The 23,197-nt window shown below is 60.7% G+C and carries 26 protein-coding genes and 4 pseudogenes; 13 read left to right on the plus strand and 17 right to left on the minus strand.

The features are described from left to right. Positions 1 to 21 precede the first annotated feature (21 nt). Together ACIP1G_RS03455 and ACIP1G_RS03460 are read right to left on the minus strand one after the other, a co-directional pair. The gene (locus ACIP1G_RS03455; protein ID WP_400733731.1) at positions 22 to 1,977 is read right to left on the minus strand and encodes a DUF1302 domain-containing protein; all 1,956 of its coding nucleotides are present in this window, start codon (positions 1,975 to 1,977) and stop codon (positions 22 to 24) included. Between the two features lie 74 nt (positions 1,978 to 2,051). Then, the gene (locus ACIP1G_RS03460; protein ID WP_400733733.1) at positions 2,052 to 2,630 is read right to left on the minus strand and encodes an RBBP9/YdeN family alpha/beta hydrolase; all 579 of its coding nucleotides are present in this window, start codon (positions 2,628 to 2,630) and stop codon (positions 2,052 to 2,054) included. Between the two features lie 206 nt (positions 2,631 to 2,836). Between ACIP1G_RS03460 and ACIP1G_RS03465 the strand changes: the two genes are divergently transcribed. Beyond that, positions 2,837 to 3,865 (plus strand): AraC family transcriptional regulator, encoded by a 1,029-nt coding sequence (locus ACIP1G_RS03465; protein WP_400733735.1) that lies wholly within the window; start codon positions 2,837 to 2,839, stop codon positions 3,863 to 3,865. Between the two features lie 262 nt (positions 3,866 to 4,127). Here the strand turns inward: ACIP1G_RS03465 and ACIP1G_RS03470 are convergent, their stop codons facing one another. The 7 genes from ACIP1G_RS03470 to ACIP1G_RS03500 all read right to left on the minus strand — a co-directional run bounded on the left by ACIP1G_RS03470 (position 4,128) and on the right by ACIP1G_RS03500 (position 10,473). Beyond that, on the minus strand, positions 4,128 to 5,144 hold the full coding sequence (locus ACIP1G_RS03470) for a YeiH family protein (RefSeq protein WP_400733737.1): 1,017 nt from the start codon (positions 5,142 to 5,144) through the stop codon (positions 4,128 to 4,130). Further along, positions 5,141 to 5,467, minus strand: a complete 327-nt coding sequence (locus tag ACIP1G_RS03475; protein WP_400733740.1) for a Rieske (2Fe-2S) protein — start codon at positions 5,465 to 5,467, stop codon at positions 5,141 to 5,143. The genes ACIP1G_RS03470 and ACIP1G_RS03475 overlap by 4 nt, the downstream gene beginning before the upstream one ends. After that, positions 5,464 to 6,117 carry a DsbA family protein gene (locus ACIP1G_RS03480; protein ID WP_400733742.1) on the minus strand — a complete coding sequence of 218 codons (654 nt, stop codon included), beginning with the start codon at positions 6,115 to 6,117 and terminating at the stop codon, positions 5,464 to 5,466. Before ACIP1G_RS03480 ends, ACIP1G_RS03475 begins: the two co-directional genes overlap by 4 nt. A gap of 4 nt (positions 6,118 to 6,121) precedes the next feature. Beyond that, entirely contained in the window at positions 6,122 to 7,402 is a 1,281-nt protein-coding gene (locus tag ACIP1G_RS03485) for an MFS transporter (protein WP_400733744.1), read from the minus strand. Positions 7,403 to 7,523: 121 nt separating this feature from the next. After that, on the minus strand, positions 7,524 to 8,576 hold the full coding sequence (locus tag ACIP1G_RS03490; protein ID WP_400733747.1) for a 3-keto-5-aminohexanoate cleavage protein: 1,053 nt from the start codon (positions 8,574 to 8,576) through the stop codon (positions 7,524 to 7,526). 54 nt (positions 8,577 to 8,630) lie between these two features. Continuing rightward, a complete protein-coding gene (locus ACIP1G_RS03495) occupies positions 8,631 to 9,479 on the minus strand; it encodes a TauD/TfdA dioxygenase family protein (protein WP_400733749.1) in 849 nt (282 codons plus the stop codon). Between the two features lie 13 nt (positions 9,480 to 9,492). After that, entirely contained in the window at positions 9,493 to 10,473 is a 981-nt protein-coding gene (locus ACIP1G_RS03500) for a quinone oxidoreductase family protein (protein WP_400733751.1), read from the minus strand. A 238-nt stretch (positions 10,474 to 10,711) separates the two neighbouring features. Between ACIP1G_RS03500 and ACIP1G_RS03505 the strand changes: the two genes are divergently transcribed. The 3 genes and pseudogenes from ACIP1G_RS03505 to osmE all read left to right on the plus strand — a co-directional run bounded on the left by ACIP1G_RS03505 (position 10,712) and on the right by osmE (position 11,789). Further along, positions 10,712 to 10,918 (plus strand): hypothetical protein, encoded by a 207-nt coding sequence (locus tag ACIP1G_RS03505; protein WP_400733754.1) that lies wholly within the window; start codon positions 10,712 to 10,714, stop codon positions 10,916 to 10,918. A gap of 137 nt (positions 10,919 to 11,055) precedes the next feature. Next, positions 11,056 to 11,161: pseudogene (locus ACIP1G_RS03510) on the plus strand (hypothetical protein); the annotation flags it as partial. A 271-nt stretch (positions 11,162 to 11,432) separates the two neighbouring features. Then, positions 11,433 to 11,789: an osmotically-inducible lipoprotein OsmE gene (gene osmE / locus ACIP1G_RS03515; RefSeq protein ID WP_400733756.1), complete on the plus strand. Its 357-nt coding sequence runs from the start codon at positions 11,433 to 11,435 to the stop codon at positions 11,787 to 11,789. A gap of 1 nt (position 11,790) precedes the next feature. On the opposite strand, the gene ACIP1G_RS03520 is transcribed toward osmE, so the two are convergent. Next, positions 11,791 to 12,150, minus strand: a complete 360-nt coding sequence (locus ACIP1G_RS03520; RefSeq protein ID WP_400733758.1) for a hypothetical protein — start codon at positions 12,148 to 12,150, stop codon at positions 11,791 to 11,793. 166 nt (positions 12,151 to 12,316) lie between these two features. On the opposite strand from ACIP1G_RS03520, the gene ACIP1G_RS03525 reads away from it, so the two are divergent. The 3 genes from ACIP1G_RS03525 (at position 12,317) to ACIP1G_RS03535 (ending at position 13,277) form a co-directional block, all read left to right on the plus strand. Continuing rightward, the gene (locus tag ACIP1G_RS03525; RefSeq protein WP_400733760.1) at positions 12,317 to 12,724 is read left to right on the plus strand and encodes a hypothetical protein; all 408 of its coding nucleotides are present in this window, start codon (positions 12,317 to 12,319) and stop codon (positions 12,722 to 12,724) included. A gap of 99 nt (positions 12,725 to 12,823) precedes the next feature. Beyond that, the gene (locus ACIP1G_RS03530; RefSeq protein ID WP_400733761.1) at positions 12,824 to 13,054 is read left to right on the plus strand and encodes a hypothetical protein; all 231 of its coding nucleotides are present in this window, start codon (positions 12,824 to 12,826) and stop codon (positions 13,052 to 13,054) included. A gap of 4 nt (positions 13,055 to 13,058) precedes the next feature. Further along, entirely contained in the window at positions 13,059 to 13,277 is a 219-nt protein-coding gene (locus ACIP1G_RS03535; protein WP_400733763.1) for a hypothetical protein, read from the plus strand. A 277-nt stretch (positions 13,278 to 13,554) separates the two neighbouring features. Here ACIP1G_RS03535 and ACIP1G_RS03540 read toward each other — a convergent pair whose 3' ends face one another. The 6 genes from ACIP1G_RS03540 to ACIP1G_RS03565 form a co-directional block, all read right to left on the minus strand. Beyond that, positions 13,555 to 13,866 (minus strand): hypothetical protein, encoded by a 312-nt coding sequence (locus tag ACIP1G_RS03540; RefSeq protein WP_400733834.1) that lies wholly within the window; start codon positions 13,864 to 13,866, stop codon positions 13,555 to 13,557. Positions 13,867 to 13,973: 107 nt separating this feature from the next. Next, positions 13,974 to 15,662 carry a hypothetical protein gene (locus ACIP1G_RS03545; RefSeq protein ID WP_400733765.1) on the minus strand — a complete coding sequence of 563 codons (1,689 nt, stop codon included), beginning with the start codon at positions 15,660 to 15,662 and terminating at the stop codon, positions 13,974 to 13,976. Positions 15,663 to 15,818: 156 nt separating this feature from the next. Next, a complete protein-coding gene (locus tag ACIP1G_RS03550) occupies positions 15,819 to 16,187 on the minus strand; it encodes a hypothetical protein (RefSeq protein ID WP_400733767.1) in 369 nt (122 codons plus the stop codon). A gap of 164 nt (positions 16,188 to 16,351) precedes the next feature. Next, on the minus strand, positions 16,352 to 16,492 hold the full coding sequence (locus ACIP1G_RS03555) for a hypothetical protein (protein ID WP_400733769.1): 141 nt from the start codon (positions 16,490 to 16,492) through the stop codon (positions 16,352 to 16,354). Positions 16,493 to 16,849: 357 nt separating this feature from the next. Next, positions 16,850 to 16,996, minus strand: coding sequence for a hypothetical protein (locus tag ACIP1G_RS03560; RefSeq protein ID WP_400733772.1), 147 nt, complete (start codon positions 16,994 to 16,996; stop codon positions 16,850 to 16,852). 385 nt (positions 16,997 to 17,381) lie between these two features. After that, complete coding sequence (locus ACIP1G_RS03565) at positions 17,382 to 17,681, minus strand: hypothetical protein (RefSeq protein ID WP_400733774.1); 300 nt, start codon at positions 17,679 to 17,681, stop codon at positions 17,382 to 17,384. Positions 17,682 to 18,411: 730 nt separating this feature from the next. Here ACIP1G_RS03565 and ACIP1G_RS03570 point away from each other — a divergent pair. The 4 genes and pseudogenes from ACIP1G_RS03570 to ACIP1G_RS03585 form a co-directional block, all read left to right on the plus strand. Continuing rightward, the gene (locus tag ACIP1G_RS03570) at positions 18,412 to 18,627 is read left to right on the plus strand and encodes a hypothetical protein (RefSeq protein ID WP_400733776.1); all 216 of its coding nucleotides are present in this window, start codon (positions 18,412 to 18,414) and stop codon (positions 18,625 to 18,627) included. 8 nt (positions 18,628 to 18,635) lie between these two features. Continuing rightward, a complete protein-coding gene (locus tag ACIP1G_RS03575; protein WP_400733779.1) occupies positions 18,636 to 19,469 on the plus strand; it encodes a hypothetical protein in 834 nt (277 codons plus the stop codon). 22 nt (positions 19,470 to 19,491) lie between these two features. Beyond that, positions 19,492 to 19,700: pseudogene (locus ACIP1G_RS03580) on the plus strand (site-specific integrase); the annotation flags it as partial. Positions 19,701 to 20,295: 595 nt separating this feature from the next. After that, positions 20,296 to 20,459: pseudogene (locus ACIP1G_RS03585) on the plus strand (DNA cytosine methyltransferase); the annotation flags it as partial. A 10-nt stretch (positions 20,460 to 20,469) separates the two neighbouring features. Here ACIP1G_RS03585 and ACIP1G_RS03590 read toward each other — a convergent pair. Continuing rightward, entirely contained in the window at positions 20,470 to 20,685 is a 216-nt protein-coding gene (locus ACIP1G_RS03590) for a hypothetical protein (RefSeq protein WP_400733781.1), read from the minus strand. Positions 20,686 to 20,978: 293 nt separating this feature from the next. On the opposite strand from ACIP1G_RS03590, the pseudogene ACIP1G_RS03595 reads away from it, so the two are divergent. Both ACIP1G_RS03595 and ACIP1G_RS03600 read left to right on the plus strand, forming a co-directional pair. Continuing rightward, positions 20,979 to 21,377: pseudogene (locus ACIP1G_RS03595) on the plus strand (integrase). A 32-nt stretch (positions 21,378 to 21,409) separates the two neighbouring features. Beyond that, positions 21,410 to 22,996, plus strand: coding sequence for an ABC-F family ATPase (locus ACIP1G_RS03600; protein ID WP_400733783.1), 1,587 nt, complete (start codon positions 21,410 to 21,412; stop codon positions 22,994 to 22,996). Positions 22,997 to 23,197: the final 201 nt, after the last annotated feature.

Here is a 23,197-nt window from a genome sequence, read left to right on the forward strand (position 1 = left end):
GTAGGCTGTAGGAAACATGACTCAGAAGGTCGTCTTGACGGTCAGGTACAGGGCGCCACGGTCTTCGGTGGTGGCACCACCACCGGAGAAGGAGGCGTAACCGCCGCCGTAGCAGGTGTAATCCTGTTCGCCGTCCAGGGCATTGGGGGTGCTGCCGTCGGTCTGGCCGTCCTTGCAGGCCTTGGTCTCACCGAAGCTGTCGACGTATTTGAGGTCGACGAAGTACTGGTTGTAGATTGCGGCGCTTACGCCCACCGCGTAGTTGCCGGTGTTCTCGGCACCACCGCCCTGCACCGGCGACACGCCGTCGAGGCCGACGTTGACCGAGAGCGGCATGCTCAGGTCCATGCCTGGCATTACCTGGTACCAGGTGGGGGTGAAGTTGACGGCAATACCCCAGTTGTCGCGGGTAGCCTTGTCGATGCCGCGGTAGCTGCTCTTGCCCTTGTACAAGGCCTCGTTGTGGCTATCGAGCTTCAGCAGGTTGCTGTAGAACAGCTCGCCGAGCAGGGTTGCCGAGTCGAACAACGGCGTATCGCCAATGGTCATCAGGCCGTTGAGGGTCCAGTGCAGGGTGTCACCGGTGGCACTCAGGCTGTCGCCATCCTTGGGCACGTCGTAGATCACCCCGCTGCTGGGCAAGCGTGCCGGCAGCAGGCCGAAGCCGCCGCCCAGGCCACCCTGGCCGGGAGCACTGACAATTGCCGGAATGCTCGCCAGCGGCATGTTGTGGCGGATGTTCAGGTCACTGCCCACGCTGATACCGCCCACATCCTTGGACAGGCTCAGGCCATAGATGTCGATGTTGTCGGCGTAGGCGAACTGGTAAGTGGTGCTTTGCAGCGAGTTGTACAGGTTGCCGACCGCGCCCTGGCGGCTGCCTGGCGGGTTGCCGAACGGGCCGCGGGCCACGGTCATGCCGCGCGCGTCGAGCCAGGCCTGCGGCAGGATCTCGGACGTCTTGCGGTAGTAGAAGCCAAGGGTGCCGCCCAGCCACTCCGGCGACCACTTGGCCATGATGCCCCAGTCGCCACTGTTGCCCGGCTTCAGGTCATCGCCACGGCGGATGGTGGTCAGTGCTCCACGCACCGGGATCAAGCCCGGGGTGCCGGTGTGACCCAGCAGGAAGCTCTGCGCGCCCTCGCCTACCACATCCGAGCCGCCATAGTAGGTACCGGCTTCGGGCAGGCGGGCTGCATCCCAATCGAAGAAGTACTGTGCGCCCACGGTGAGTTCAGAGTTGACCAGGAACGAGGTCGACAGTTGGTTGCGCGGCACGAACAGTTCCTTGGCCTCGGTGCCCGGCGAGGCGGCCAGCTTGGCCAGGTCCAGGCCAGACTGGCCGTAGCTCAGCGAGTGCACCGGGTTGAGCAGGGTTTCACCCCAGAACAGGTTGTGCTGGCCCAGCTTGGCGCTGACTTGCGACTCATCGCCCACTTCGCGGCTCATGAACACGAAGGCATCCAGCACCTCGCCCGACGGCCCGCTGTAATAGCGCTGGGCGTAGTTGCTCAGGTGCGGGCTGCCCAGCGGCACGCCGGTGCCCGGCAGGCCATTGAGGCTGGGGTTGATGCCCGACTGGTCACCGTTGCCATTGACGAACGGGTTGCTGTTCGAGCCGGTGTTGTCGTAGGCCTTGTCGTACCAGCTGGCAGTGCTGACACGGAAACCGGTGTTGCCCTGGTACACCACGTCCAGCTCGGTCAGCAGGTCGACGCGGTTGGTGATGTTGGTACCGGCCTTGCGGAAGTTGTAGTCACCGTCGTTGCTGTTGGGCGTACCCAACATACGCTTGTCAGCGCTTTCAGTGCGTACGCCGTAGTTGTACTTGACGGTATTGTCGAAGCGTACGGCCCAGCTTTCATTGCCGGTGTCGACTTCGAACGCCTGTGCGGCGGGCAGCGTGAGCAGGCCGATGGCGCAGGCGAGCAGGCAACGCTGTGGCTTCACAGCGCGGTGAGTGCGGTGTTCTGGCATTACGATAGCTCCACGTATTGTTATTGTTTTTTACGCCGCCCGTCTTGTGCGGGCGTGGCTGGGGCGTCCATGCGCTATTGCAGGTTTGCGGTGTCCAGTCGGCGGATCAGGGCCTCGGCCAATGGCCAAGGGCCGAAACCGGAAGCCGGGTTGAGGTGGCCGACAGCACCCAGGCTGACCAGTTCGCTGCCCCAACGCCGGGCCAGTTCGCCGGCAGCGGCGTAGCTGGCCAGGTGGTCATTGCTGCTGGCGGCAACAATGCTGGGGAACGGCAGCGGTGTGGGTGGCAACGGTGACCAGCCCTTCTCGGCCAGGCTGGCCGGGCTTGGGTAATGCGCTGGCCAGTGCGCGTTGAGATCAGGCGGGGCCGCCAGCAACGCACCTTTGATTGGCCGCTGGTAGCGCGCCGCCCAATGGGCGACCATCAGCACGCCGGCACTGTGTGCCACCAGCAGCACTTCGCCTTCGATCTGTTCCAGCTCGCGCTGGATCGCCTCGACCCGGGCGTTGCAGCAAAGGCCATCCACTTGCAGTGGCGGTACGCTGCGCACCTTGGCCAGGCGGCCGGCTAGCAGTGTTTGCCAATGTTCGGCAACATGGTCGCGCAGGCCGGGGACGATCAGCACGGTGGCAGTGGTATTCAGTTTTTCCACGGTGAACCTCGTGTACGGTGTAGCTCTTGAGGTTCACAGTAAACAGCCCACCCTTTGAGTGCTTCACATTGGGCGTCAGTGGCTTTTCATTTGATGACATTGACCTAAACAGGGCTTTGCTTTTCAATTCATGACACGCAGGCTATAAAACTAGTGGCCCTGCAAGCCACGCTGGATTGCCTGAACAATCATGGATAACAATAAAAATGCCTGCCCTAGTCCGTGCCGCCAGTTTGACCAACTACCTGGAAGTGTCCCGTCATCTGGGCCTCAACCCGCAAGCGCTGTTGGCACAGGTTGGCCTCAGCGCCGCATTGCTCGACGACCCCAACCGGCGTATTCCGGTTGCCAGCGTCATCAGCTTGCTGGAGTCCTCCGCCAGCGCCACAAAGTGCGAAAGCTTTGGCCTGCGCATGGCCGAACTGCGCCAGCTGTCGGACTTTGGTGAAATCAGCCTGCTGCTCAGCCACCAACGCAACCTGCGCGATGCCTTGCAGGTGATCGTGCAGTACCGTCACCTGCTCAATGACGCCCTGGCCATTCATATCGAGGAAGCGGGCAAGACCGTCGTCATTCGTGAAGAGGTGATCAACGAGCGCGCGCCCAGCAGCCGCCAGGCCACCGAGCTGGCGATTGGCGTGATGATGCGCCTGTGCGCGGCGCTGCTGGGTGCCCACTGGCACCCGATCAGCGCCAACTTCACCCACGCAGCGCCCGTCGACCAAGCCATTCACCGGCGCATTTTCGGTTGCACGCTGGTGTTTGGCAGTGAATTCAACGGTATCGTCTGCCCCGCCGCCGACCTCGACAGCGCCAGCCCGCAGGCCAACGAAGCCATGGCGCGCCTGGCACGGCGCTATCTGGACACGTTGCCGGCCAGCGGCACACCTTCGCTGGAGCTGGAGCTGCGAAAGACCATCTACCTGCTGCTGCCCATCGGCCGCGCTACCATCGAGCAAGTGGCGCAGACCCAGGGCATGAACGTGCGCACGCTGCAGCGTCGGCTGGAAGAAAGTGGGCTGACGTTCAAGGACTTGATCAACAGCGTGCGCCGTGACCTGGTGATTCGATACCTGGAAAACCCCAACTATTCGCTGGGGCGCATTGCCGACATGCTCGGCTATTCGATGCCCAGTTCGTTCACCCGCTGGTTCATCGCCCAGTTCGGCATGCCGCCGGCCAGCTGGCGGGCGCAGCAGGATGATCAGATTGCGTCAGGGCCGCCAGGGGTTTGAGCGGAAATTTTTGGCGCCGGTGAGATCGAGCGCCGCCCGCGCGGCGCTTCGCAGCACAAGGCTGCTCCTACATCTGTTTCGGGCCAGTTACGCCTGTGCCAATGCACGCGACCGCCTTATTTGTCCGCCACGATATCGAGGTGAACACCAAGGGGCCGCGCGCCTTTACCTCAGGAATAATTGGCCCGAAACAGATGTAGGAGCAGCCTTGTGCTGCGAAGCGCCGCGCGGGCGGCGCTCGATCTCACAGGCGCCACAAAACTCAAACCGAACCCACCCAGTGCATCAACGCCAGCACCAGCAGCACGAGGAACACGCTTTCGCCCACCATCAGCGCAATGGGTTTGAGCCCAACCGAAGCCAGTGCCTTGAGCTGAGTTTTCATGCCCAGGGCACTGATAGCCACCACCAGGCAAACACGCGACAATTCGTTGATGCCGCCCTGCATCGCCGCTGGCACCCAACCCGTACTGTTAACGCAGGCCAGCAGTACGAAGCCCACCGCAAACCAGGGCAACAATGGCGGCCGCTCACCGCCGGTCTCCATACCCTGGCGCCGGGTGATCATTGCCGCACAGACGATCACCGGCAGCAACATGGCCACCCGCATCAGCTTGACCACCGTGGCGATGTCGCCGGTCTCGGTGGACATGCTGTAGCCCGCACCTACTACCTGAGCCACATCGTGGATGGTCGCGCCAAGGAAGACTCCAGCCTGCGGCGGCGACAGGTGCAGCCACTGGGCGATCATCGGATAGAGGATCATCGCCAGGGTCGACAGCGCCGACACCCCGATCACGGTGAACAGGGTGGCGTGCTCCTTGCGCGGGTGCTGGGGCAAGGCAGCCGCCAGCGCCAGCGCCGCCGATGCACCACAGATAGCCGTGGCGCCACCGGTAAGCATGCCGAACAGACGCGAAAAGCCCAGCGCCTTGGCCACCACCACTGAAACCAGTATCGTCACCACCACCAACGCAATCACCAGTACCACGGGCTTCCAGCCCAGGCTGGCGATCTGGCTCAGGGTGATACGCATGCCCAGCAGCGCCACACCCAGGCGCAGTACCGTGCGGGCGGTAAATTCGATACCGGCCTTGCACGGGCCGTCGACCGCCAGAAAGTTCAGGGCCATGCCCAGCAGCAAGGCAAACAGCATGACCGGCGCCGCGTAGTGCTCGCTGAGAAAGCTGGCAGCAGCGCCGACGATAAGGCTTACGGCCACCCCTGGTGCGAGGGCGCGGATGCGGTGATTGGCTGCGGTCAGCGTCAGTGTGTTCATTGCCCGGCCTCCTCGCCGTCAAGCACGATAAATACCTGCCCACCCTGCTGCTCGACCGGGTAGCTGGTGACTTTCAAGGCTTTGGAGTTGAGCAGGTAGCCGCTGGCCAGATCGAAGCGCAGCCCATGGGCGCAGCACTGGATCACCCTGCCCTCCAGGCGCCCACCGCACAGCGACGCGCCCTGGTGCGGGCAGCTGTCATCGATGGCGTACAGCGAATCGGCGACATTGAACAGGGCTACGCTGCGGCCTTCGCAGGCCAGCAGCACCCGACCATTGCGCTCCGGCACTTGGTTGGGGGCTAACGCGATACGCCGGCTCATGCTTGCTCCGCCACTTGCAATGCTTCGATCATGGCCGCAAACAGCGCCTCGGCAGGCTGTACCCCGGCAATCAGCGGGCCCTGGTTGAAGCGGTAGCGCGGCACGGCGCTGCCGGCACGCCCTGCTCCGTCAAGGAACGGGCTGCCGTCGTCACGCAAGCAGTCGATCACCTGCGCGACCTCCAGCCCGCAACCCTGGGCGATGGCGAGCAAGGTGCGGCTGTCACCCAGGTCACGGCCCTGATGAAAATAGGCAATGAAAAGGCGTGCCAGCAAGTCTTCCAGTTGCCGGGCATCGAGCAGGCCGCCGGCCCGTTGCACCAGTCGGTGGGCATTGCCGGTGTTGGGCATGCGGCGGATGCGCGAGAAGTCGATATCCTCGCCCACCACGCTGGCGGCGGCACGCACCTGGGCCTGGCGCTCGCGCACCGCCTGCTCGCTGCCCAGGCGTTGCAGGTAGAAGGTGTTGAAAGGCACCCCATTGGCTGGCAGGCCCGGCAGTAGCTGCACGCCCCGCCATTGCAGATGCACCTGTGCCTGCGGCTGCTCACGCTGCAATAGCAACAAGGCCGCCTGCAGGTGCCGCTGGCCAATCAGGCACCAGGGGCAAACGAAATCGAAGAACACCTCGACGGACAACAGCTGTTTCACGGTCTCAACTCCTGGAGCGCAGACGGTCCATGTCGCGGTGGTAGTGACGTTTAGCGGTAAAGAACACTGCCGCCGCCGCGATGCTTATCAGCGGCACCAGCTGCAGCGCGGCTTGCAGCCCGATCAGGTCAGACACCCGGCCAGTGATCAGCGGCCCGGTGGCCAGCCCCAGCAGGTTGTTGGCCAGGGTCAGGGTGGCGAATGCCGTGCCGTGCACCGAAGCGTGGGTAAGGTTGGCGACCATGGCACTGGACGGGCCGTTGGTACCGGCGGCGATCATCATGCCCAGGCAGATCAGCACCAGTTGCGCGGTGCCGACAGGCAGCGCGAAGGCAATGCTCAGCAGTGCGCAGCTGCCCAGGCAATAGGCAATGGCCAGGCTGATCTTGCGGTCCGGACGCTGCCGCCCGAGGCGGTCGCAGAGCATGGCGCAGAGGATCATGCCGATACCGCTGCACAGCACGATGACTGCGGCGATTGCCCCGGCGCGGTCGGTGCCCATGGCGTAATAGCGGTTCAGGTAGCTGGGCATCCACACGATCAAGGTGCCACCGACGAACAGCTGCAGGCCGCTGCCGACATAGGCAGCAATAACCGAGCGGCTGCTGTACAGGGTACGCAGCGGGCGGCTGGCCTTGTCCTGCACCTGCAACGCACATTTAGGTGCAATACGGGCTTCCTTGACGATCAGTGGGTACAGCATGGCCAGTATCAAGCCGAACAGCGCCATGCCGGCGAATGCCCAACGCCAGCCCAGGTGCTGGGCCAGCACACCGCCCAGGGCCATGCCCAACACCGAGCCAAACATGCCGCCGGCCATGAACGCACCGGCCAGGGTCGAGCGCATGTCGCGGGGGAAGACGGCAACCACCACGGCAATGCCGACGCTGCCATAAGCAGCCTCGCCCACCCCGACCAGAAAGCGCGCGATGAACATTTGCGGGTAATTTTCGGCCAAGGCGCAACCGAGGGTGGCCAGGCTCCACAGCACCGCCATCAGCACCAGGCTGCGCACCCGGCCGAAGCGGTCAGCCAGTAGCGACAGCGGAAAGGTCAGCAGGCCGACCATCAGCGCGACGATGCCGCTTAGCAGGCCCAGCTGGCTATCGCTGAGCGCCCATTCGCCCTTGAGCAGCGGGAACACCGCGTTCAGTACCTGGCGCGACATGTAGTCGGAAATCAACAAGCCAAAGGTCAGGGCAAAGACCACCCAGGCATAGCGACGGGGGACGCTGTGGGCGGTGTCGGTGCCGGAATCTGCGGCACTGGCGAGATAGGTGGCCATGTTGCCTCCTCGGGTGTGGGGCTTGGGTTTTGTTTTTGTTGTTATGAGTAACAGCCGGAACTCATGTTGCGCTTTGTGGCCTCTTCGCGGGCTCGCCCGCGAAGAGGCCGGGCCAGCTTTATCAGGTACGCTGCGGCACGCCCTTCTCACCCGGCTGGCGGTTCGGCGCCATGCCGTTGGCCTTCAGGGTCTGCTCGATGCTGTCGTACTGCTGCCCGATGCGGTAAATAGCGCGGGCTTCCTTGCCGGTGGCAATCTCGCGGCCCAGCTCATGGGCCACGCGCACGGTCTGCTGGATCTGCTGCACCGAGGTAAAGCGCTTGCCAAGCTGGTCGATGATGGTGTCTTCGTTGCCGCAGCGCGGGTGCAGGCCCATGGCCAGGGCCATGGTGTTGAACGGCAGCACGTTCTTCAGCAGCGATTCGGCGGTCAGGGTGCAACCGTCTGGTGCGCGGTGGATGAAGTTGAAGAAGTTGAACGGGTTAGGGCCGTCGAAGCCGCCGCCAATGCCGATCCAGGTCAGGTTCAGAGGGCCCATGTAGTCACCGCGGCGGACGATGCGCTCAAGCGTCTCCAGGGCATGCATGCCGGTCAGCTGGAAATGCGGCTGGATATTGCTGGCCTGCAGGCGGCGCAGGTGCTCACGGACCCAGGCCGGGCCGGCCGGCACGGTCATCTCGCTGTAGGCGGCGTGGATTGCCGGGCTGGCCAGCGAGGTGCCTTCCAGGTACTCGGGGTACAAAAGCTCCATGATGTTCATCTGGGTGGTGTTGATGGCCACGGTTACCTGGTCGGGGCGCGGTGTCAGTTCGGCGAGCATGTGCCGGGTGTCGTCCGACAGCCATTTGGCCGCCTCGCCTTCACCTTCCGGGGCGAAAGAAATCGAACCGCCAACCTGGATGATCATGTCTGGCACCGCTTCACGCACCCCGGCGATCAGCTCGTTGAACTTGGACAGGCGCTTGGAGCCTTTGCCGTCCAGCTCACGCACATGCAGGTGCAACACGGTGGCGCCTGCCTCGTAGCAGTCGACGGCCTTCTGCACCTGCTCGTCCATGGTCAGCGGAATGTCTTCAGGGAAGTCTTCGGGCATCCACTCGGGGCCATAAGGGGCCACGGTGATTACCACCTTTTCCATGTTTTCCGGGTGCAACGAATCGTCGAAGAATTGCATGCTGTAGTCCTCGCTATTGTTATTGTGCGGTTGCCGCCAGTGCCGGCGGCAGGCTTAGAACGTGCGGCTTCCCTTGATCCCGGCGCGCTCCATCTTGCGGTGGCACGGCGGGTAGTCCATGACGGCGTAGTGCTGGGTGCTGCGGTTGTCCCAGATCGCCACGCTGTTGGGCTTCCAGCGCCAGCGCACCTGGTACTCGGGCAGGTAGGCCTGGCTGATCAGGTAGCGCAGCAGGTCGCTGGCGCCGGGGTTGGCGTCCTGGCCGAAGCGCACCCGCTGCGGGGTGTGGTAGTTGCTGAAGTGGGTGGTGAAGGCATTGACGAACAGCACCTGCTCGCCGGTATCGGGATGGGTACGCACCACCGGGTGTTCGGCATCGGGGAACTGCGCCTTCAGTGCCAGGCGCTTTTCCAGCGGCATGGCGGCGCCGAAGCTGGCCTCGATGCTGTGGCGGGCGCGCAGGCCTTCGATCTTGGCCTTCACATCACTTGGCAGGTTTTCATAGGCCAGCACCATGTTCGCCCACATCGTATCGCCCCCCACCGGTGGGCATTCGACGCAGCGCAGTACACAGCCCATGGGCGGCGCCTCGCGCCAGGTGGCGTCGGTGTGCCAGGCATTTTCATAGCGGTCGTTGGGCTGGTCCGGGCGCTTGTAGATCTGCACCAGGCCCGGGTGTTCCGGGTCGCTGCCAGCCACCGGGTGGTCCTCCAGCTCGCCGAAGCGGCGAGCGAAGGCCACGTGTTCGGCGCGGCTGAAGTGCTGGTCGCGCAGGAACAGCACACGGTGCTGGAGCAACTGTTCGCGCAGCTGGGCAAACAGGTCGTCGTCGTGGATCGCGTCGGCCAGGTTGACGCCGCTCACCTCGGCACCGATCGCGCAGGTCAGTTGTTCGATGTGCATGCTGTTGCCCTCTTCAGATGACGAAGATCGACGAGCCGGTGGTCCTGCGCGCTTCCAGGTCGCGGTGCGCCTGGACGGCATCCTGCAGGGCGTAGTGCTGGTTGATTTCGATGCGGATGCGCCCACTGCTGACGTGATCGAACAGCTCACCGGCAAGGTCGGCCTTTTCTGCCGGGTCGGCGATAAAGTCGGCCAAGGCTGGGCGGGTAAGCTGCAGCGAGCCCTTCATGGCCAGCAACTGCGGGTCGAACGGCGGGATGGTGCCCGATGCCGTACCGACGCAAACCATCAGGCCGCGACGCATGAGCGAATCGAGCGAGCCCATGAAGGTGTTCTTGCCAACGCTGTCGAATACCACATTGACCCCTACTCCGTCGGTGAGCTCACGCACGCGGGTGGCCACGTCCTCGACGCTGTAGTTGATGATGTGGTTGCAGCCATGGGCACGGGCCACTTCGGCCTTGGCCTCGGTGGACACGGTGCCGATCACGTTCAGCCCCAGCAGCCGCGCCCATTGCGCGACGATCAGGCCAACACCGCCCGCAGCGGCATGCAGCAGTACGCTGTCGCCCGGTTTGAAGTCATAGAGGCGACGCATCAGATAGGCAGCAGTCAGACCACGCATGGTCATGGCCGCCGCGGTCTCGAAAGCGATGGTTTCCGGCAGCTTGATCAGCGCCGCTGCGGGGATCAGGCGCTCGGTGCAATAGGCGCCCAGGGTATTGAGGAAACCGGTGTAGGTAACCCGGTCACCGACTGCCACCTGGGTGACGCCCTCGCCCAGCGCCTCTACCACCCCGGCAGCTTCCACGCCGATACCGTTGGGCAGCGGGATCGGGTAGGTGCCGTTGCGGAAGTAGGTATCGGCGTAGTTCAGGCCCACAGCCACCTGGCGCAAGCGCACCTGGCCCGGGCCGGGCTCGCCGACCTCGGCGTCTTCGTAGCGCAGCACCTCGGGGCCACCGGTCTGATGGAAACGTACGACTTTGGACATGCTTGTCTCTCCAATCATCGATCTGGACGCAGGGCGTCAGTTCTGGGTGATTGGACTGTATGCCCTTGGCTGGTGGGGTGCTTCGCATCGGACGACAGCGGGTTTTCATTTGATGACAGCGGAAAGCGCAGCGGTCGCCCCCGCTTGTTCTTTAGGCCAAGCTTTTATTCATGAGCTTGCTTGATGCTTATTAACGGTGGGACTAATACTTAAGTCTCTGCCAGGGGAGGCACGGAAAATGCTGCCAAGATTCGTTATCGTTCCCGCTGTGCCGATAGAAAAGGAGTCGTTCCGCGTGGGTAGCCGCGATTACGCCGCTACCGTTTGTGGGGGGTTCGACATTTACGACAACCAGGCGAAGGAACGGCTCAAGCCCAGCTATCCGAGCCGGACGGCTGCGCAGTTGCAGTGTGAGCGGTTGAACAAACGGGGCGATGTGGGCTGATCAACTCCCAGACTTGCACAATCGCTGTAGGAGCGGCTTAAGCCGCGAACACCGGCGCAGCCGGTGCCAGCCATCGCGCTGGATTTTTTCGCGGGTAAACCTGATCGCCGCACCGCCGCTCCCACAGGGTCAGGTGTTTGCAGCGTTTCCGTGCCTGGGCCCGCATCGGCCTCGCCCACGGCGCGCAGTTCTGGATGCAGATCAACCACCCAGGGCGGCAGATGCAGGCCAACCTTGGTTTCCCCCGGTTTCGCTGTGGCCGTGCGCAAGGCGCTTGCGGCACTGGCCTACATGGCGCTGGTAAAGTTGCAGATGCGCCGGCTGGCAGCGGGCGACAGGCCCAAGGCGCAGGCATCACCGTTGCGGGCCTTGTTGCTGGAACAAGGCTGCACGCTACTGCGGGTAAGGCAGTACAGGCGTATGATGAAAAGCCGAGCGCAATGATGGTATGACCACTATATCAATTGCCATTGCCTGCTCTGGCCTCATCGGTGTCCTCTACAGGAGCACTGCCATGAACAAACCCCTTCACGCGCTGATCTTCGCCCTGGCTGCACTGTCTGCCTGCTCGTCCAACTCTACGCTGTACCACGACCAACCACTGGTAGCGAAAGTCGACACCGGCATGAGCAAAGACCAGGTGGTGCAAATTGGCGGCAAGCCCAATGCCGAATCCGAGCGCTCCGTGGTACCCGGCACCTGCTTCGACTACATGCTGACCAAGGCCGGAAACCAGCAACCCTACAGCGTGAGTTTCGACGGCGCTGGCAAAGTGGACAAAACCGGTTTCATGACCTGCGCCGAGTGGAGCAATGCGCAACACAAGGCCCGCCTGCCCAGCATGGGCGGCTCAAGCGGCTCGGGCTACTGATTCAGTCCAGGCATTCCCTGGCAGCCTGGCGTAATTTGTCGCCAGACAGGAAGCTGCCCTTGTAGAAGGTCGCGCGGCTGCCGTCGTGATATTCGACCACGTCCAGTACATCGTCGGTTGCCACGGCGCTGGGGGCTGTAAGCCGATAGCCGTGGGCAATCGACTTCTGCGTGGCCTTTGGCGCCAGCGCTTGCCACTTGGGCAGCACACAGGCGGCAAACTGCTGCGGCGGTTTAGACGTCAATTTGCTGGCAGTGGGGTTGCCGGGGGTTGCACAGCCAGTAAGGCTGGCAACTAGCAAGGAAGCGACTAAGATACGAAAAGTAGGCATTTGCAATTGGCCGTTAGGGATACGCTGCATTCTATCGAGGCTTGCGCCAAGATACTAATAAACCAAGGTCTTGCTGCACAGCGTCCTCGCACCGGACATGCAGCCAATACTTGCACGCCAACAAAACGGCCCGTGATAGTTTACACCGCGCCGGTAACAGTAGTTATTTCTTTGCGCAAAGGGAACGATTTCATTATTGCAGGTTTCTGATCAGCTACAGGCCGCGCCAAATACCAGCCAGGTTCGCTCAGCCACATTGATCATTGCTCTGCTCACCCAGGAGATAGCCATGGTGTGGTGGTTGGAAATACTTGCCCAATACGCATCTTCGACGGGCCTTGCCGTGCTTTGTATCTTCATTTTCTGGGCTTGTGGGCTGGCATTTGGCAGGTCCTGCCTAAAGCTTCTATCTGGGCTGCTTGCGGTCATGCTGCTGTTGATTGCCGCATTTCCCCATGGCGCAGAGTTTGCCTTGGGTAGACATTTGCAGCCAGGCGATTCAAGCGCTTTCCTGCTGTTGATTGCCGATTCTGCAGGCGTGATCACCGCCGTGCTGCTCGCCTCATTCTTCTTCAGCCCCGGGCGGCGGCTGGACGAGGCCTGACCCGTGGTGCGGGTGACCACCTGTTATTTCTACCAGTAGCAGGGTCAGGTGAAGCCTGAGAAAGTGGCATTACCAATCACTCGGCAAGGAACCCCACCCATGCAAAAAAACGCCACTAGCACGCGGTTATTCTATCAAAATGGGAAACTCAGCACCCTGATAGAGGGGGATCAAGGCCACAGCATTGTCCGCACAGCAGATACGCTGCTTGCCGAACAGCAATCGGACGGTGCGCAAACCAGCAAATTGCTGGGCACGGATCAAAGTAATTCCGTAATCTACAGCGATGCTCACGGGACCGTTGAAGCAACTAACAAGGAAAGCCCTTAACCCTATGGAATCGCTTCACAGCATCAAATCAGACCTGGTGAAAACAGCCGACCACCTGGACCAACTCAGCCAAGCCATAAGCGGGCACGCCAAGTTCCTGGAGGCGCGGGGCAGCTCGCAAAGCGAGAACGATGTTATGGCGCACATCAAATCCATCGATGTGGTTGCCGGTGAGTTGCGCTCTGTCGCCGCAAGAATTGACGACATTGAAGGCGCAAACTGATGCGCGAACCTGATGACTTGGCCATCGCCCTGCATTGCGCGCCCCGCCGGTAACCGGCTAGCACCCGGATCAGGGCGCAGCCATACCCAAACATGGTGTCAGGGCCTGGCCCCGCGGTACAGCACAATGGCTGCAACATCGAGGGCCAGCACGGCTGCGGCAAACAGGAGCATGAGGTACTGGTCTTGTGGAAGCATTGCCGTCTCCCCCAAATGCGAATGTATTCAGAGGATGAGCAATTACTGTTCCAGCACTGGCTTGGCATGCAGGCGCAGGCTTAGTTGAACTTGAGCTTGGCCACTTTGCTCAGCGCCCAACCGCTGAATACATAGAACGCATCCAGATAGAACCGGCCTTCGTAGCTGGGTAGCAGCTCGCGCTTCAATAACAGCTCGGGCATGTCGGGCGAAGGTGGGAACAGCGCATAAAAACCATTGGGCAATACGGCCAGCGCGATGAGCAGCAAGTAGGTCACTGCGCGCAGCATGCCCCTGCGGCCATTGGAGCGCTCGGCCCACTTCAGGCCAAAGTAGGCAATCAGGCCGGCAACCGGCAACACCCAGAAATGCGTCGGTATGCCGATGAACATTTCAGCGACAACGCTTCTTGCTTCCACCACAGTAGTCTCCGTAGAAAGCGCTGGATTATTGCGGGTGAGGCCGGCAAATGCAAAGACTCGCACGGCCCTCCCAGCAACTAGGCGCCCGTGTTCGAGCGCGCTTGTTCCCGTTGAGCGCGGGCTCGCTCGTCGACCTTCTTGACCACGTACAGAATCATCTGCCGGGGCACATTGAGCACCGGATAAGCCAGCGTCTCCACTTTGATCATGGTGTCCAGGGCATAAGCACCGGCGCTTTGCTGGCCGCTCGCTCGGGTCCAGGCCTGGTATGTCGGGTGCGAGGTCAGGTCGGTACTGATGAACACCCGCCCCAGCAGCAGCACCAGCAGTATCCCGCTAGCCAGGCAACATGACTTGATCAGCGCATTCTTGAAGCGCCACCCAGACTTCACCTGAATCAGCAGCAAGACCGACTTGCCCAAGTGCACCATGGCGCCAAGCAAAGACAGGGTCAGGGCGAACACCGGCGCAATCATGGCTTCATAGGCCTTCTTGCCCTCGGCCTCACGCGGGCCACCGTCACGATGGTCGGCAACCTGGCCGGCGTACTTTTCCAGCCCGTCGCGGGTACGGCCGCTGAGCGCGCGCTGGTAATAGCGTTGCTCGAATTGTGCACGGCTAAGGCTGGCCAGGGACAAACCGCTGACGTTCTCTGGATACTGCAGTTCCAGGCGCCATTTACGCTGCACGGTCGGGTGCGCAGCAAAGGCCTCCAGCGACAGGTTGTAGGGTAAGCCGTCCAGCTGTTTAGCCAGCGATTCTTGCATGTGCTTGCGCAGGCTCGCTTCGGCCAGGCGCACGAAAGTCGCCTTGTCGCCCGTGCGCCACGAGTCTTTCACGTCTAGCCCCATCTTGCGCACCTCGGCACGAACCCGCGGGGCAACAAAGGCCGGCACCAACTCGTTGCCAGTTCGCGCCCGCCCGATCCGGGCCCGCCCCCAGTCGCGGTTCTTGGCGTCCAGGCGGTCCAGGTAGTCCTCCCACATGCGGTTGGCGCGGGCCGGGACCTTGTTCATCTCCTTGCGGAAGTCCGCCAGGCCTTGCACGTAGCGGTTATTGTAGCGATTGCGGATGCTGTCCTGGCTTTCAAGGTAGCGTTGATACTCGCGGTCGAGGCCGCCAGTGTCCTGTTCAATCACCCCCCGGACTACATCCGGTGCAAGCACCAGCGTCTGGGCAAGTGCCGAGTCGGATTCCGTAGCAATGTAGGCCACTACACTGACAAAGGCCTTACCCGCCGTCGATTGCGCCGTAGCCCCAGACCACAGGCCCTCAAGCATATCGGCGCTGATGGTGTTGGTAGCCAGGCCCTGGCGAAGTAATGTGCCGGTTACAGCAGCAGCACGGCTCTCGGCCGTCGACCGCTCAACCAGTGAATCGATCAGTTTTCGCTCGCCTTGGGCAACCGCGTAAATGACTGCCGCCGACCCCAAGACCAGTATCCCTCCGATGAGCCCCCAGTCACGCGAACGCGCAAAGACCACAGGCCAGAACAGCAGCGCTACGGCGAACCCCGACAGCACCCGCCCGAACTGCTCGGCGCTTTCTATATCGTGGGTATCGTTACCCGCCATGACGCCCAGCAGTGCGGCACTGAAGGCGAATTCGACAAACAGGTAACACAGCGTGACAGCGGTTAACAGCCACAAGCCGCGCGCTTTCGGATCGTGGGTCATCAGCCGGTTTTTGATCAGCCCGGGCAACGCCTTGAGTTTTTCAGGGCGCCGATAGCGCTTGAAAAGGTCCTTGGGAAGTGCATCGGACATGCCGTTATCATCCTTGATGGGTTGCGCGGGTCTGGCAACGCAAGATAATACCCAGCGTACTGGCGATGCGCCACAACCCTCAGGGCCAGGATCTGGGCGTGTCAACAAAAAGCCCGCTCTACAGAGGCGGGCTTTTTGTGGTTGCAGGTCAGCGGATCATGCTTTCGAACACATCAACGCGGCATCCAGCAGCCTGCCATGATCGTACCAGGCAGCGCGTTGATAGGCCGTGAACTGCTGCCGGGTTCCCGTGCCGCGCAATTCGACAAGGCCATCAGCCGTGTTGGGGTCATTGCTTTCGATAAACAGTTTGACCGAGTTATCGCCATTGACTTCGTAGGTTTTCACATTTTTGGGAAGTTCACCTTTGACGCACCCCAGATACGCGGGTGAGCTTTTCGCGGTAGTGCCAGAGGTATAATCATGACTGTCGCGAACATCAGGGTTTTGTGCACAGCCTGCCATGAACAATGTGGCGAAACCGCATACCAGTATTGCGCCTGCTAGCGATGTTGAGCTCTTCACGCGACACGCTCCTGCTGCCCCCTTCGAGAACTTGGGAAAGTGTTGCCAAGCCGCATGCCCTTTTTTGATTTTTTTGCTTTGCCCATGTTACTGCTCAATGACAGCCTGGCATTAGGTTTGTTTGCTATATCGGTTTAGGGGCGCAAGGGATTGCTTGCCTTGCATCAGTAGCGGCGGTACTCCTGCCCGCCACGGTCTCCGTCATAGTAATGCCGGTGATGCCTGCCTTCGTGCCAATACGGCCAGCAACCACTGAGCAGCAACAACCCAGCCAACACCACGACCCATGCAGTCTTGCCTTTCATGTACGTACCTCCGGCCAGGCTAAGCCAGGCCTTGCTTACGTTGGACCGCACAACGGGAGGATGTTCGGCCAGCGGCAAGCCGCTGGTCTTCCATCCTGCAAGATTTCATCTGGCCAAAGGGCTGGTGCTGCCTGTGGCACATCGCTTTGAGCCAGGCAGGTGGCCCCGATTTCGTGTATGGCCAAGCCCACTATCGGGGGTCAGGCGATGGCCCTGAGGAACATCAAGGTCGCCGCCAAATCCAGAATCAGCACAGCAACCACAACGAAAATCATGTAAAAGCGGTCATCCTGAGTCATTTCGGCGCTCTCCGCTTGATCAATGTCTCAGGATCACAGCAATTCCCGTTCCAACTCGTTAGCGCGCCATTTCATCCAAATAAAACCGCCCCGCAGCTACGCCGCGCCCGACGTCATCAACAACATGCCAAGTAACAAGCGTTTCATCCTCAATGCCCTCATTGAGTGGGTGGGGTGCAAGCAATAACCCAATCTTGCGCTGCACGCCAGCACTTGAGGAGCCCTCAACAGAGCTTGCAATATCCTGCCACCGTGTCGTAAATTTTCGCCCCTTGTCATTCCTATGCGTGTTGAGGAGTGACGCCTAAGCCCAACACCCTGTTGGGCTTTTTCGTTTATTTGCGACAGGATTTTTTTCAAGGTGTACCGATTATTGCGATTCACCAAAAAGAAACTCTCCAGGGCCCTGCGCAAGTGGTTCGTCTACCTTGCAGTTGCAGGGCTGGCGGGCAATTCCAGCCGGCTGTTCGATTACTTTTCTCTGTGGAAGCCTTGGCGCATGGCCAAGGGCGTAGCGGCATACCTCATAGCCTCCTGACGTTCTACGCAGACCGAGACCAGCATTTCACCCAACTGTACCCATATCCCCTCTAGTCAGCGGCAGCGACAGGGTCTGCAGCAGGCGCACCCTCATCGGCAACGCGGCGTGCTCGGTCAACTCCCCAGGCAAGTGCCCGGGTCATGGATTCATTGGGCCGTGAGTCGAACGCCTCCTCGTGAAGGGCCATGCCCGACCGCGCATACACCCCCAGGAACATCTGCGTGCTCCCGGTACGGGAAAGCCTCACCTGGACATCGATGCGAGTGCCGTCGTCTAACGTTTCTTCATGGGTGAGGTGGTGAAGTGTCGGGTCTGCCCAAGTCCAGTACACGCTGCCTCGCATACGCATACAGATCTCCTGAAATGGCCGGTGGTTGAGAGGTGCAAGCAGAGCGGACAAGCCTTCATTTGTAATTAGGCCTATCTAACTAGCTTGACCACCGGATACGACCAAAAGCTCCATCTTTTTGCCTGGGTTGATAAGGCGTCTAGGCTGCGAGGTGCTTGTCACCAGATTTTCAGTGGCATTGAGATCGAGCGCCGCCCGCGCGGCGCTTCGCGAGCAAGCTCGCTCCTACATTTGTTTTCGGCCAATGCCTCCTGTGCCAGAGGCGCGCGCACCCTGGGTGTATGGCTGGAGGATGATGAAGAGCGACTGCGTCCCCTCTGATATTGAAGGGAACAAACAAGGCGGACAGCGGTGACCTCACAGGCGTGACTGGCCCGAAACAGATGTAGGAGCGAGCTTGCTCGCGATGCGCCGCGCGGGCGGCGCTTGATCTGCGCATCTCCACAAATCCCTAGCCCTACGCCCTGCGCAAGCCTCGACAGCTGAGGGGCAAAAAAGGCCGCACCCGCACGCGGTGCTCGCCCAGTCGTCTATTGCCGCCGCGAACTTCTGGGGCTGACAGCACCTGACCTCGAAATGATCCGAAACATACTGGTCAATCATCTGTCCATTTAGGTGTGGAAGCATACAGTATGCTAGGCTCCGCATCCGTTTTAGCGGCGCTTGCGTGTGCTGCTGCTAAGCTACGGGGACGTGTTCAGGCCTTGCCTGGAACAGAGGAGTTACAACAGTGAGCGACAAAAGTTTCTGGGAAACCATATTGCAGATGGTTTCCCCGCCTTCCGAAGAGTCCATGGCCATCGCAAGGCAGCTCAACGAAGTCGCCGAGCATGTGCAAGTCAGCGACCATGGCGCCGTTTCCATTTCTGCTTCAACCATCCTGCATGATGCTGAGTTCGCGAAAGCCTGTGAGGCCGCCAAAACAGCGATTTCGAAGTCTCACTAGGTACTGCAATGGGTTTTCTTCTCGTTTTACCCATCCTCATCTGCGGCTTCATCTACTGCAAATACAACTTCTACGACAAGACCCTCATCGCCAAGTACGAAGGACAATCCCTGTATCTTCACATCGCGATGAGGGGGCTGGTGCTCGCCCTACCTTGGCTGACGGTTATCTTCCTGATTGAATGGGTCACAGGCGGTTTCTTCGGGTTGGCAGACGTTCTGGCCAAGCGCGGGTTCACTAAAAGCGCTGAAAAGCACCTGTTCGCAACGCTTTTGCTCGCCATCCTCTTCGCCCCTCTTTACGCCTACCTGGCTGCCAAAGTGCGCTTCAAGATCACCCGCTACCGGCACGGGTTGAAGACCGACTACCTCACCCGCTCCTTCATCCTGAAAACCATGCTGCCCACCAGTACCCATCAGGCGTTGTTGCTGGACTCACTGTTCAACAAACGCCTGTACATGTTCAGCATGGAAGACCGCAAGGTGTACATCGGTTGGGTCAAAAACTTCGGCAACCTCCAGGACCACGACTCCAACAACGATGAAGGCTTTTCCATCATTCCGATCTACAGCGGCTTCCGCGACAAGGACCGGCTCACGGTCGAGTTCACTACCCCCTACGAGAAGGTCTACAACGCCATCAAGGTAGGGCGCGCTGGCTTAGGTGAAGCTACCGAAGACAACTGCATCGGGAAGGTAAGCCGACCTGATGAAATCGGGAGCCTGTTTACTATCAGCCTGCTGCAGAAAAACATCCTTTCAATGACGTTTTTCGACGGTGAGGTCTGGCAGGAATTCGAGAGAAGCGAGGTCAAGCCCGTCACCAGTAGCGCCCGATCCTGAGAGGTTTGGAGATCAGATACCGCCCCCGTATAACTGCCGTCACACCTATACGACAATATGCTCAATGTCTGGTCTCAACCCCGCATTTATCGCCGAACAACTCGGGCACAGCGTGCAGATGCTCTTATCGACTCATATGTGCGCTGGATTAACTCGTCCAACGACTGGCAGGAGCTGGAAAGCTTCAAATTGGCCCGAAAAATGGTCCGAAGCTGCGAAGATGCCACGTAAGTTAATGATTGGATTTCGAGGTGGGCATTGATGCCGCCCCGCTTGCCTCAAGGCATGCACCAAGGCGAGCAACCATGGCCCGACAGGTTCGGCACGTTGCAACAAATGTGGGAGCGGCCTTGTGCCGCGAAGCGCCGCGCGGCCTGACACTCCGCCGCTGCCCGCCAGCGCCTTAACGCTTGTCGTGCAGCTCTGGCGGCCAGGCGCTCATGAACCACATGATCCCGGGAATCATCACGTAGATCCAGTGCTTGCCAGGGTACACGCAGATGCCAACAGCCCAGATGGCGAGTAACGTTCCGCCTGCTCGCCTTCGGCGGCGCGGCGTGAACCACTCCTGAAACGCTTTATGCCTCTCCCGCAACCCCATTACCACTCTCCTTGTTTGGTAAGCGGCGAAGCATACCACCCCTCTCAAGCGATGAACGCCGCCCCGGCGAGGGCGACGCCTGAACGCAAGGACCACAACATGCCCCAGCAGCACCACATCCTGGTGGGCGACTGCATCGAGATGATGCGGACGCTGCCGGATCAGTCAGTGCACCTGATCCGCCCCTGCGTTCTGGCCGGCTCACCGCGCGGAGGGATGGTGCTCGATCCGTTCGGGATGCTCAGCGCCAGCAAGGCCCTGGCCGCGATGTCATTCCCGGCTTACACCCTTTGCCCAGACGCCACCGGCTGACCATGCACATGGCTGGCAACGCAGTACCGCCGCTGGCCGGCCAGTGGGTGATTGAAGCGCTGCTGAAGGCGGCTTAACTACTCACACTTATTGCGCCGAAGCATCGACATCGTGTGAATTTGGTTTGATTTCCGTATACCAGTGGGGCGGCTCACCTACCCCCCAGATCACGATATTGACCTTTTGGCAGTGCTCACACTGGAACTCAAACTCAGGCCTTGGGTCATCGGGGTCGAAGTCCATTGCCTCGCCACAGCCAGCACAGCCCGACATTAGCGTCTCTTTATTGTCACGCTCGCTCATAACGCGTACCTCTCTGGGATACGTTAAGCGTAGCCAACTTCAACGCCAACCAAGGCGAGTAAGCCGCAGGCCGCGAAGAGCACTTCTGTACTCCACCCAACTGTAACCCCCTCCCCCTCTATTCACTGCCGCGATATGGTGGCCAGGGGATCAGCTGCGTGCTCGTTTCACGACGCCGGCGGCCATGAGCGCGGCGCCCGGTATCCATAGCCCAGCGTTTGAAGTGCCCAACCCGACAGCAAGCAGCGCGATACCAACAGCAAACATAGCGTTCTCCCTAACAAGAAACATCCATTTCAGAACTCGCCAATTTAAGCACAAGCCGGTCCCAGGAGCGGCCAAGGGCGTCAAAATCGGCCCACCCAGTGAGCCCTTTTGTGTTCCAACCGAGCAAAGGTAGGCTGTGGATCAACGAACCAAGTGTTACAATCCGCCACTTCAAATCGGCGCTCAAGGCGCTGAACATCCGTGAACGCCGTCAGTACGACACCCGCCACACCTACGCAGCCATGTGCCTGATGTCTGGGATGAACCCCGCGTTCATCGCGAACCAGCTTGGCTAAAGCGTCGAGATGTTGCTTTCTACCTACGCGAAATGGATCAGCTCCTCCTCGGATTGGAGGGAGCTGGAGAAGCTGCCGCCCCGAGTCGAATTGGCCCAAAATTGGCCCAAAACTGACGAGAGGGCCTAAATACACCTCTGGAACCCCCGCAGGCCAAGCACTTGATCTCTACCGCTAACATCACCATGCAGTTCGGCTCCAAGCCGCTGTTCGAAAACGTTTCCGTCAAATTCAACAACGGCAACCGCTACGGCCTGATCGGCGCCAACGGTTGCGGCAAGTCGACTTTCATGAAGATCCTCGGCGGTGACCTGGAGCCATCCGGTGGCCAGGTCATGCTTGAGCCGAACACCCGCCTGGGCAAGCTGCGCCAGGACCAGTTCGCCTACGAGGAATTCACCGTGATCGACACGGTGATCATGGGCCACGGCCAGCTGTGGAAGGTAAAGGCCGAACGCGACCGTATCTACTCGCTGCCAGAAATGACCGAGGAAGACGGCATGGCCGTCGCCGAGCTGGAAACCGAATTCGCCGAAATGGACGGCTACACCGCCGAATCCCGTGCCGGTGAACTGCTGCTGGGCCTGGGCATTCCGCTGGAACAGCACTTCGGTCCGATGAGCGAAGTGGCGCCTGGCTGGAAGCTGCGTGTACTGCTGGCCCAGGCGCTGTTCTCGGACCCGGACGTGCTGCTGCTCGACGAACCAACCAACCACCTGGACATCAACACCATCCGTTGGCTGGAAACGATCCTCACGGCGCGTAACAGCACCATGATCATCATTTCCCACGACCGCCACTTCCTCAACAGCGTCTGCACCCACATGGCCGACCTGGATTACGGCGAGCTGCGCCTGTTCCCAGGCAACTATGACGAGTACATGACCGCCGCCACCCAGTCGCGCGAGCAGCTGCTGTCGGACAACGCCAAGAAGAAAGCCCAGATCGCCGAGCTGCAGACCTTTGTCAGCCGCTTCTCGGCCAACGCCTCCAAAGCCAAGCAGGCGACTTCGCGTGCCAAGCAGATCGACAAGATCCAGCTGGCCGAGGTCAAGCCATCCAGCCGCGTCAGCCCGTTCATTCGCTTCGAACAGACAAAAAAGCTGCACCGCCAGGCTGTGGTCGTCGAGAAGATGGCCAAAGCCTTCGACGAAAAAGTGCTGTTCAAGAATTTCGACATTACCGTCGAAGCGGGCGAGCGCGTTGCGATCATCGGCCCCAACGGCATTGGCAAGACTACCCTGCTGCGCACCCTGGTCGGCGAAATGACCCCGGATGCGGGCTCGGTGAAGTGGACCGACAGCGCCGAAGTGGGCTACTACGCCCAGGACCATGCCCACGATTTCGAAGACGACATGACCCTGTTCGACTGGATGGGCCAGTGGACCTCCGGCGAGCAGGTGATCCGCGGCACCCTCGGGCGCATGCTGTTCTCCAACGACGAGATCCTCAAGTCGGTGAAGGTGATTTCCGGTGGTGAGCAAGGCCGCATGCTGTTCGGCAAGCTGATCCTGCAGAAGCCGAACGTGCTGGTGATGGACGAACCGACCAACCACCTGGACATGGAATCGATCGAAGCGCTGAACCTGGCGCTGGAAAACTACCCAGGCACCCTGCTGTTCGTCAGCCACGACCGCGAGTTCGTGTCGTCGCTGGCCACGCGCATCATCGAGCTGTCGGCTGATGGTGTGGTGGACTTTAGCGGTACATACGATGACTACCTGCGTAGCCAGGGTGTGTTGGTCTGATTGAAGGGTTAGGCCTGGCCATCTTGTGTGGCTGGGCCGGCCTCTTCGCGGGTGAACCCGCTCCTACAGGGGCCTCGCAATGTTCGAGACTTAATGCAAATCCTGTGGGAGCGGGTTCACCCGCGAAGAACCCACCGCAAATCCCACAGGCTGGCACTTCCCGACGAATAATTCGTTAGCCTGCTTTCATTTGCTTCGCAC

The organism is Pseudomonas sp. NPDC089392 (genome assembly GCF_044749595.1).
In the GTDB taxonomy this organism is placed as follows: Bacteria; Pseudomonadota; Gammaproteobacteria; order Pseudomonadales; family Pseudomonadaceae; genus Aquipseudomonas.

Bases quoted from the DNA above. Each gene is read 5' to 3' on its own strand.
- ACIP1G_RS03455 (WP_400733731.1), bottom strand. From the start codon at position 1,977: ATGCCAGAACACCGCACTCACCGCGCTGTGAAGCCACAGCGTTGCCTG.
- ACIP1G_RS03465 (WP_400733735.1), top strand. From the start codon at position 2,837: ATGCCTGCCCTAGTCCGTGCCGCCAGTTTGACCAACTACCTGGAAGTG.
- ACIP1G_RS03470 (WP_400733737.1), bottom strand. From the start codon at position 5,144: ATGAACACACTGACGCTGACCGCAGCCAATCACCGCATCCGCGCCCTC.
- ACIP1G_RS03475 (WP_400733740.1), bottom strand. From the start codon at position 5,467: ATGAGCCGGCGTATCGCGTTAGCCCCCAACCAAGTGCCGGAGCGCAAT.
- ACIP1G_RS03485 (WP_400733744.1), bottom strand. From the start codon at position 7,402: ATGGCCACCTATCTCGCCAGTGCCGCAGATTCCGGCACCGACACCGCC.
- ACIP1G_RS03490 (WP_400733747.1), bottom strand. From the start codon at position 8,576: ATGCAATTCTTCGACGATTCGTTGCACCCGGAAAACATGGAAAAGGTG.
- ACIP1G_RS03495 (WP_400733749.1), bottom strand. From the start codon at position 9,479: ATGCACATCGAACAACTGACCTGCGCGATCGGTGCCGAGGTGAGCGGC.
- ACIP1G_RS03500 (WP_400733751.1), bottom strand. From the start codon at position 10,473: ATGTCCAAAGTCGTACGTTTCCATCAGACCGGTGGCCCCGAGGTGCTG.
- ACIP1G_RS03505 (WP_400733754.1), top strand. From the start codon at position 10,712: ATGCTGCCAAGATTCGTTATCGTTCCCGCTGTGCCGATAGAAAAGGAG.
- osmE (WP_400733756.1), top strand. From the start codon at position 11,433: ATGAACAAACCCCTTCACGCGCTGATCTTCGCCCTGGCTGCACTGTCT.
- ACIP1G_RS03520 (WP_400733758.1), bottom strand. From the start codon at position 12,150: ATGCAGCGTATCCCTAACGGCCAATTGCAAATGCCTACTTTTCGTATC.
- ACIP1G_RS03530 (WP_400733761.1), top strand. From the start codon at position 12,824: ATGCAAAAAAACGCCACTAGCACGCGGTTATTCTATCAAAATGGGAAA.
- ACIP1G_RS03535 (WP_400733763.1), top strand. From the start codon at position 13,059: ATGGAATCGCTTCACAGCATCAAATCAGACCTGGTGAAAACAGCCGAC.
- ACIP1G_RS03540 (WP_400733834.1), bottom strand. From the start codon at position 13,866: ATGTTCATCGGCATACCGACGCATTTCTGGGTGTTGCCGGTTGCCGGC.
- ACIP1G_RS03545 (WP_400733765.1), bottom strand. From the start codon at position 15,662: ATGTCCGATGCACTTCCCAAGGACCTTTTCAAGCGCTATCGGCGCCCT.
- ACIP1G_RS03555 (WP_400733769.1), bottom strand. From the start codon at position 16,492: ATGAAAGGCAAGACTGCATGGGTCGTGGTGTTGGCTGGGTTGTTGCTG.
- ACIP1G_RS03565 (WP_400733774.1), bottom strand. From the start codon at position 17,681: ATGCGTATGCGAGGCAGCGTGTACTGGACTTGGGCAGACCCGACACTT.
- ACIP1G_RS03575 (WP_400733779.1), top strand. From the start codon at position 18,636: ATGGGTTTTCTTCTCGTTTTACCCATCCTCATCTGCGGCTTCATCTAC.
- ACIP1G_RS03590 (WP_400733781.1), bottom strand. From the start codon at position 20,685: ATGAGCGAGCGTGACAATAAAGAGACGCTAATGTCGGGCTGTGCTGGC.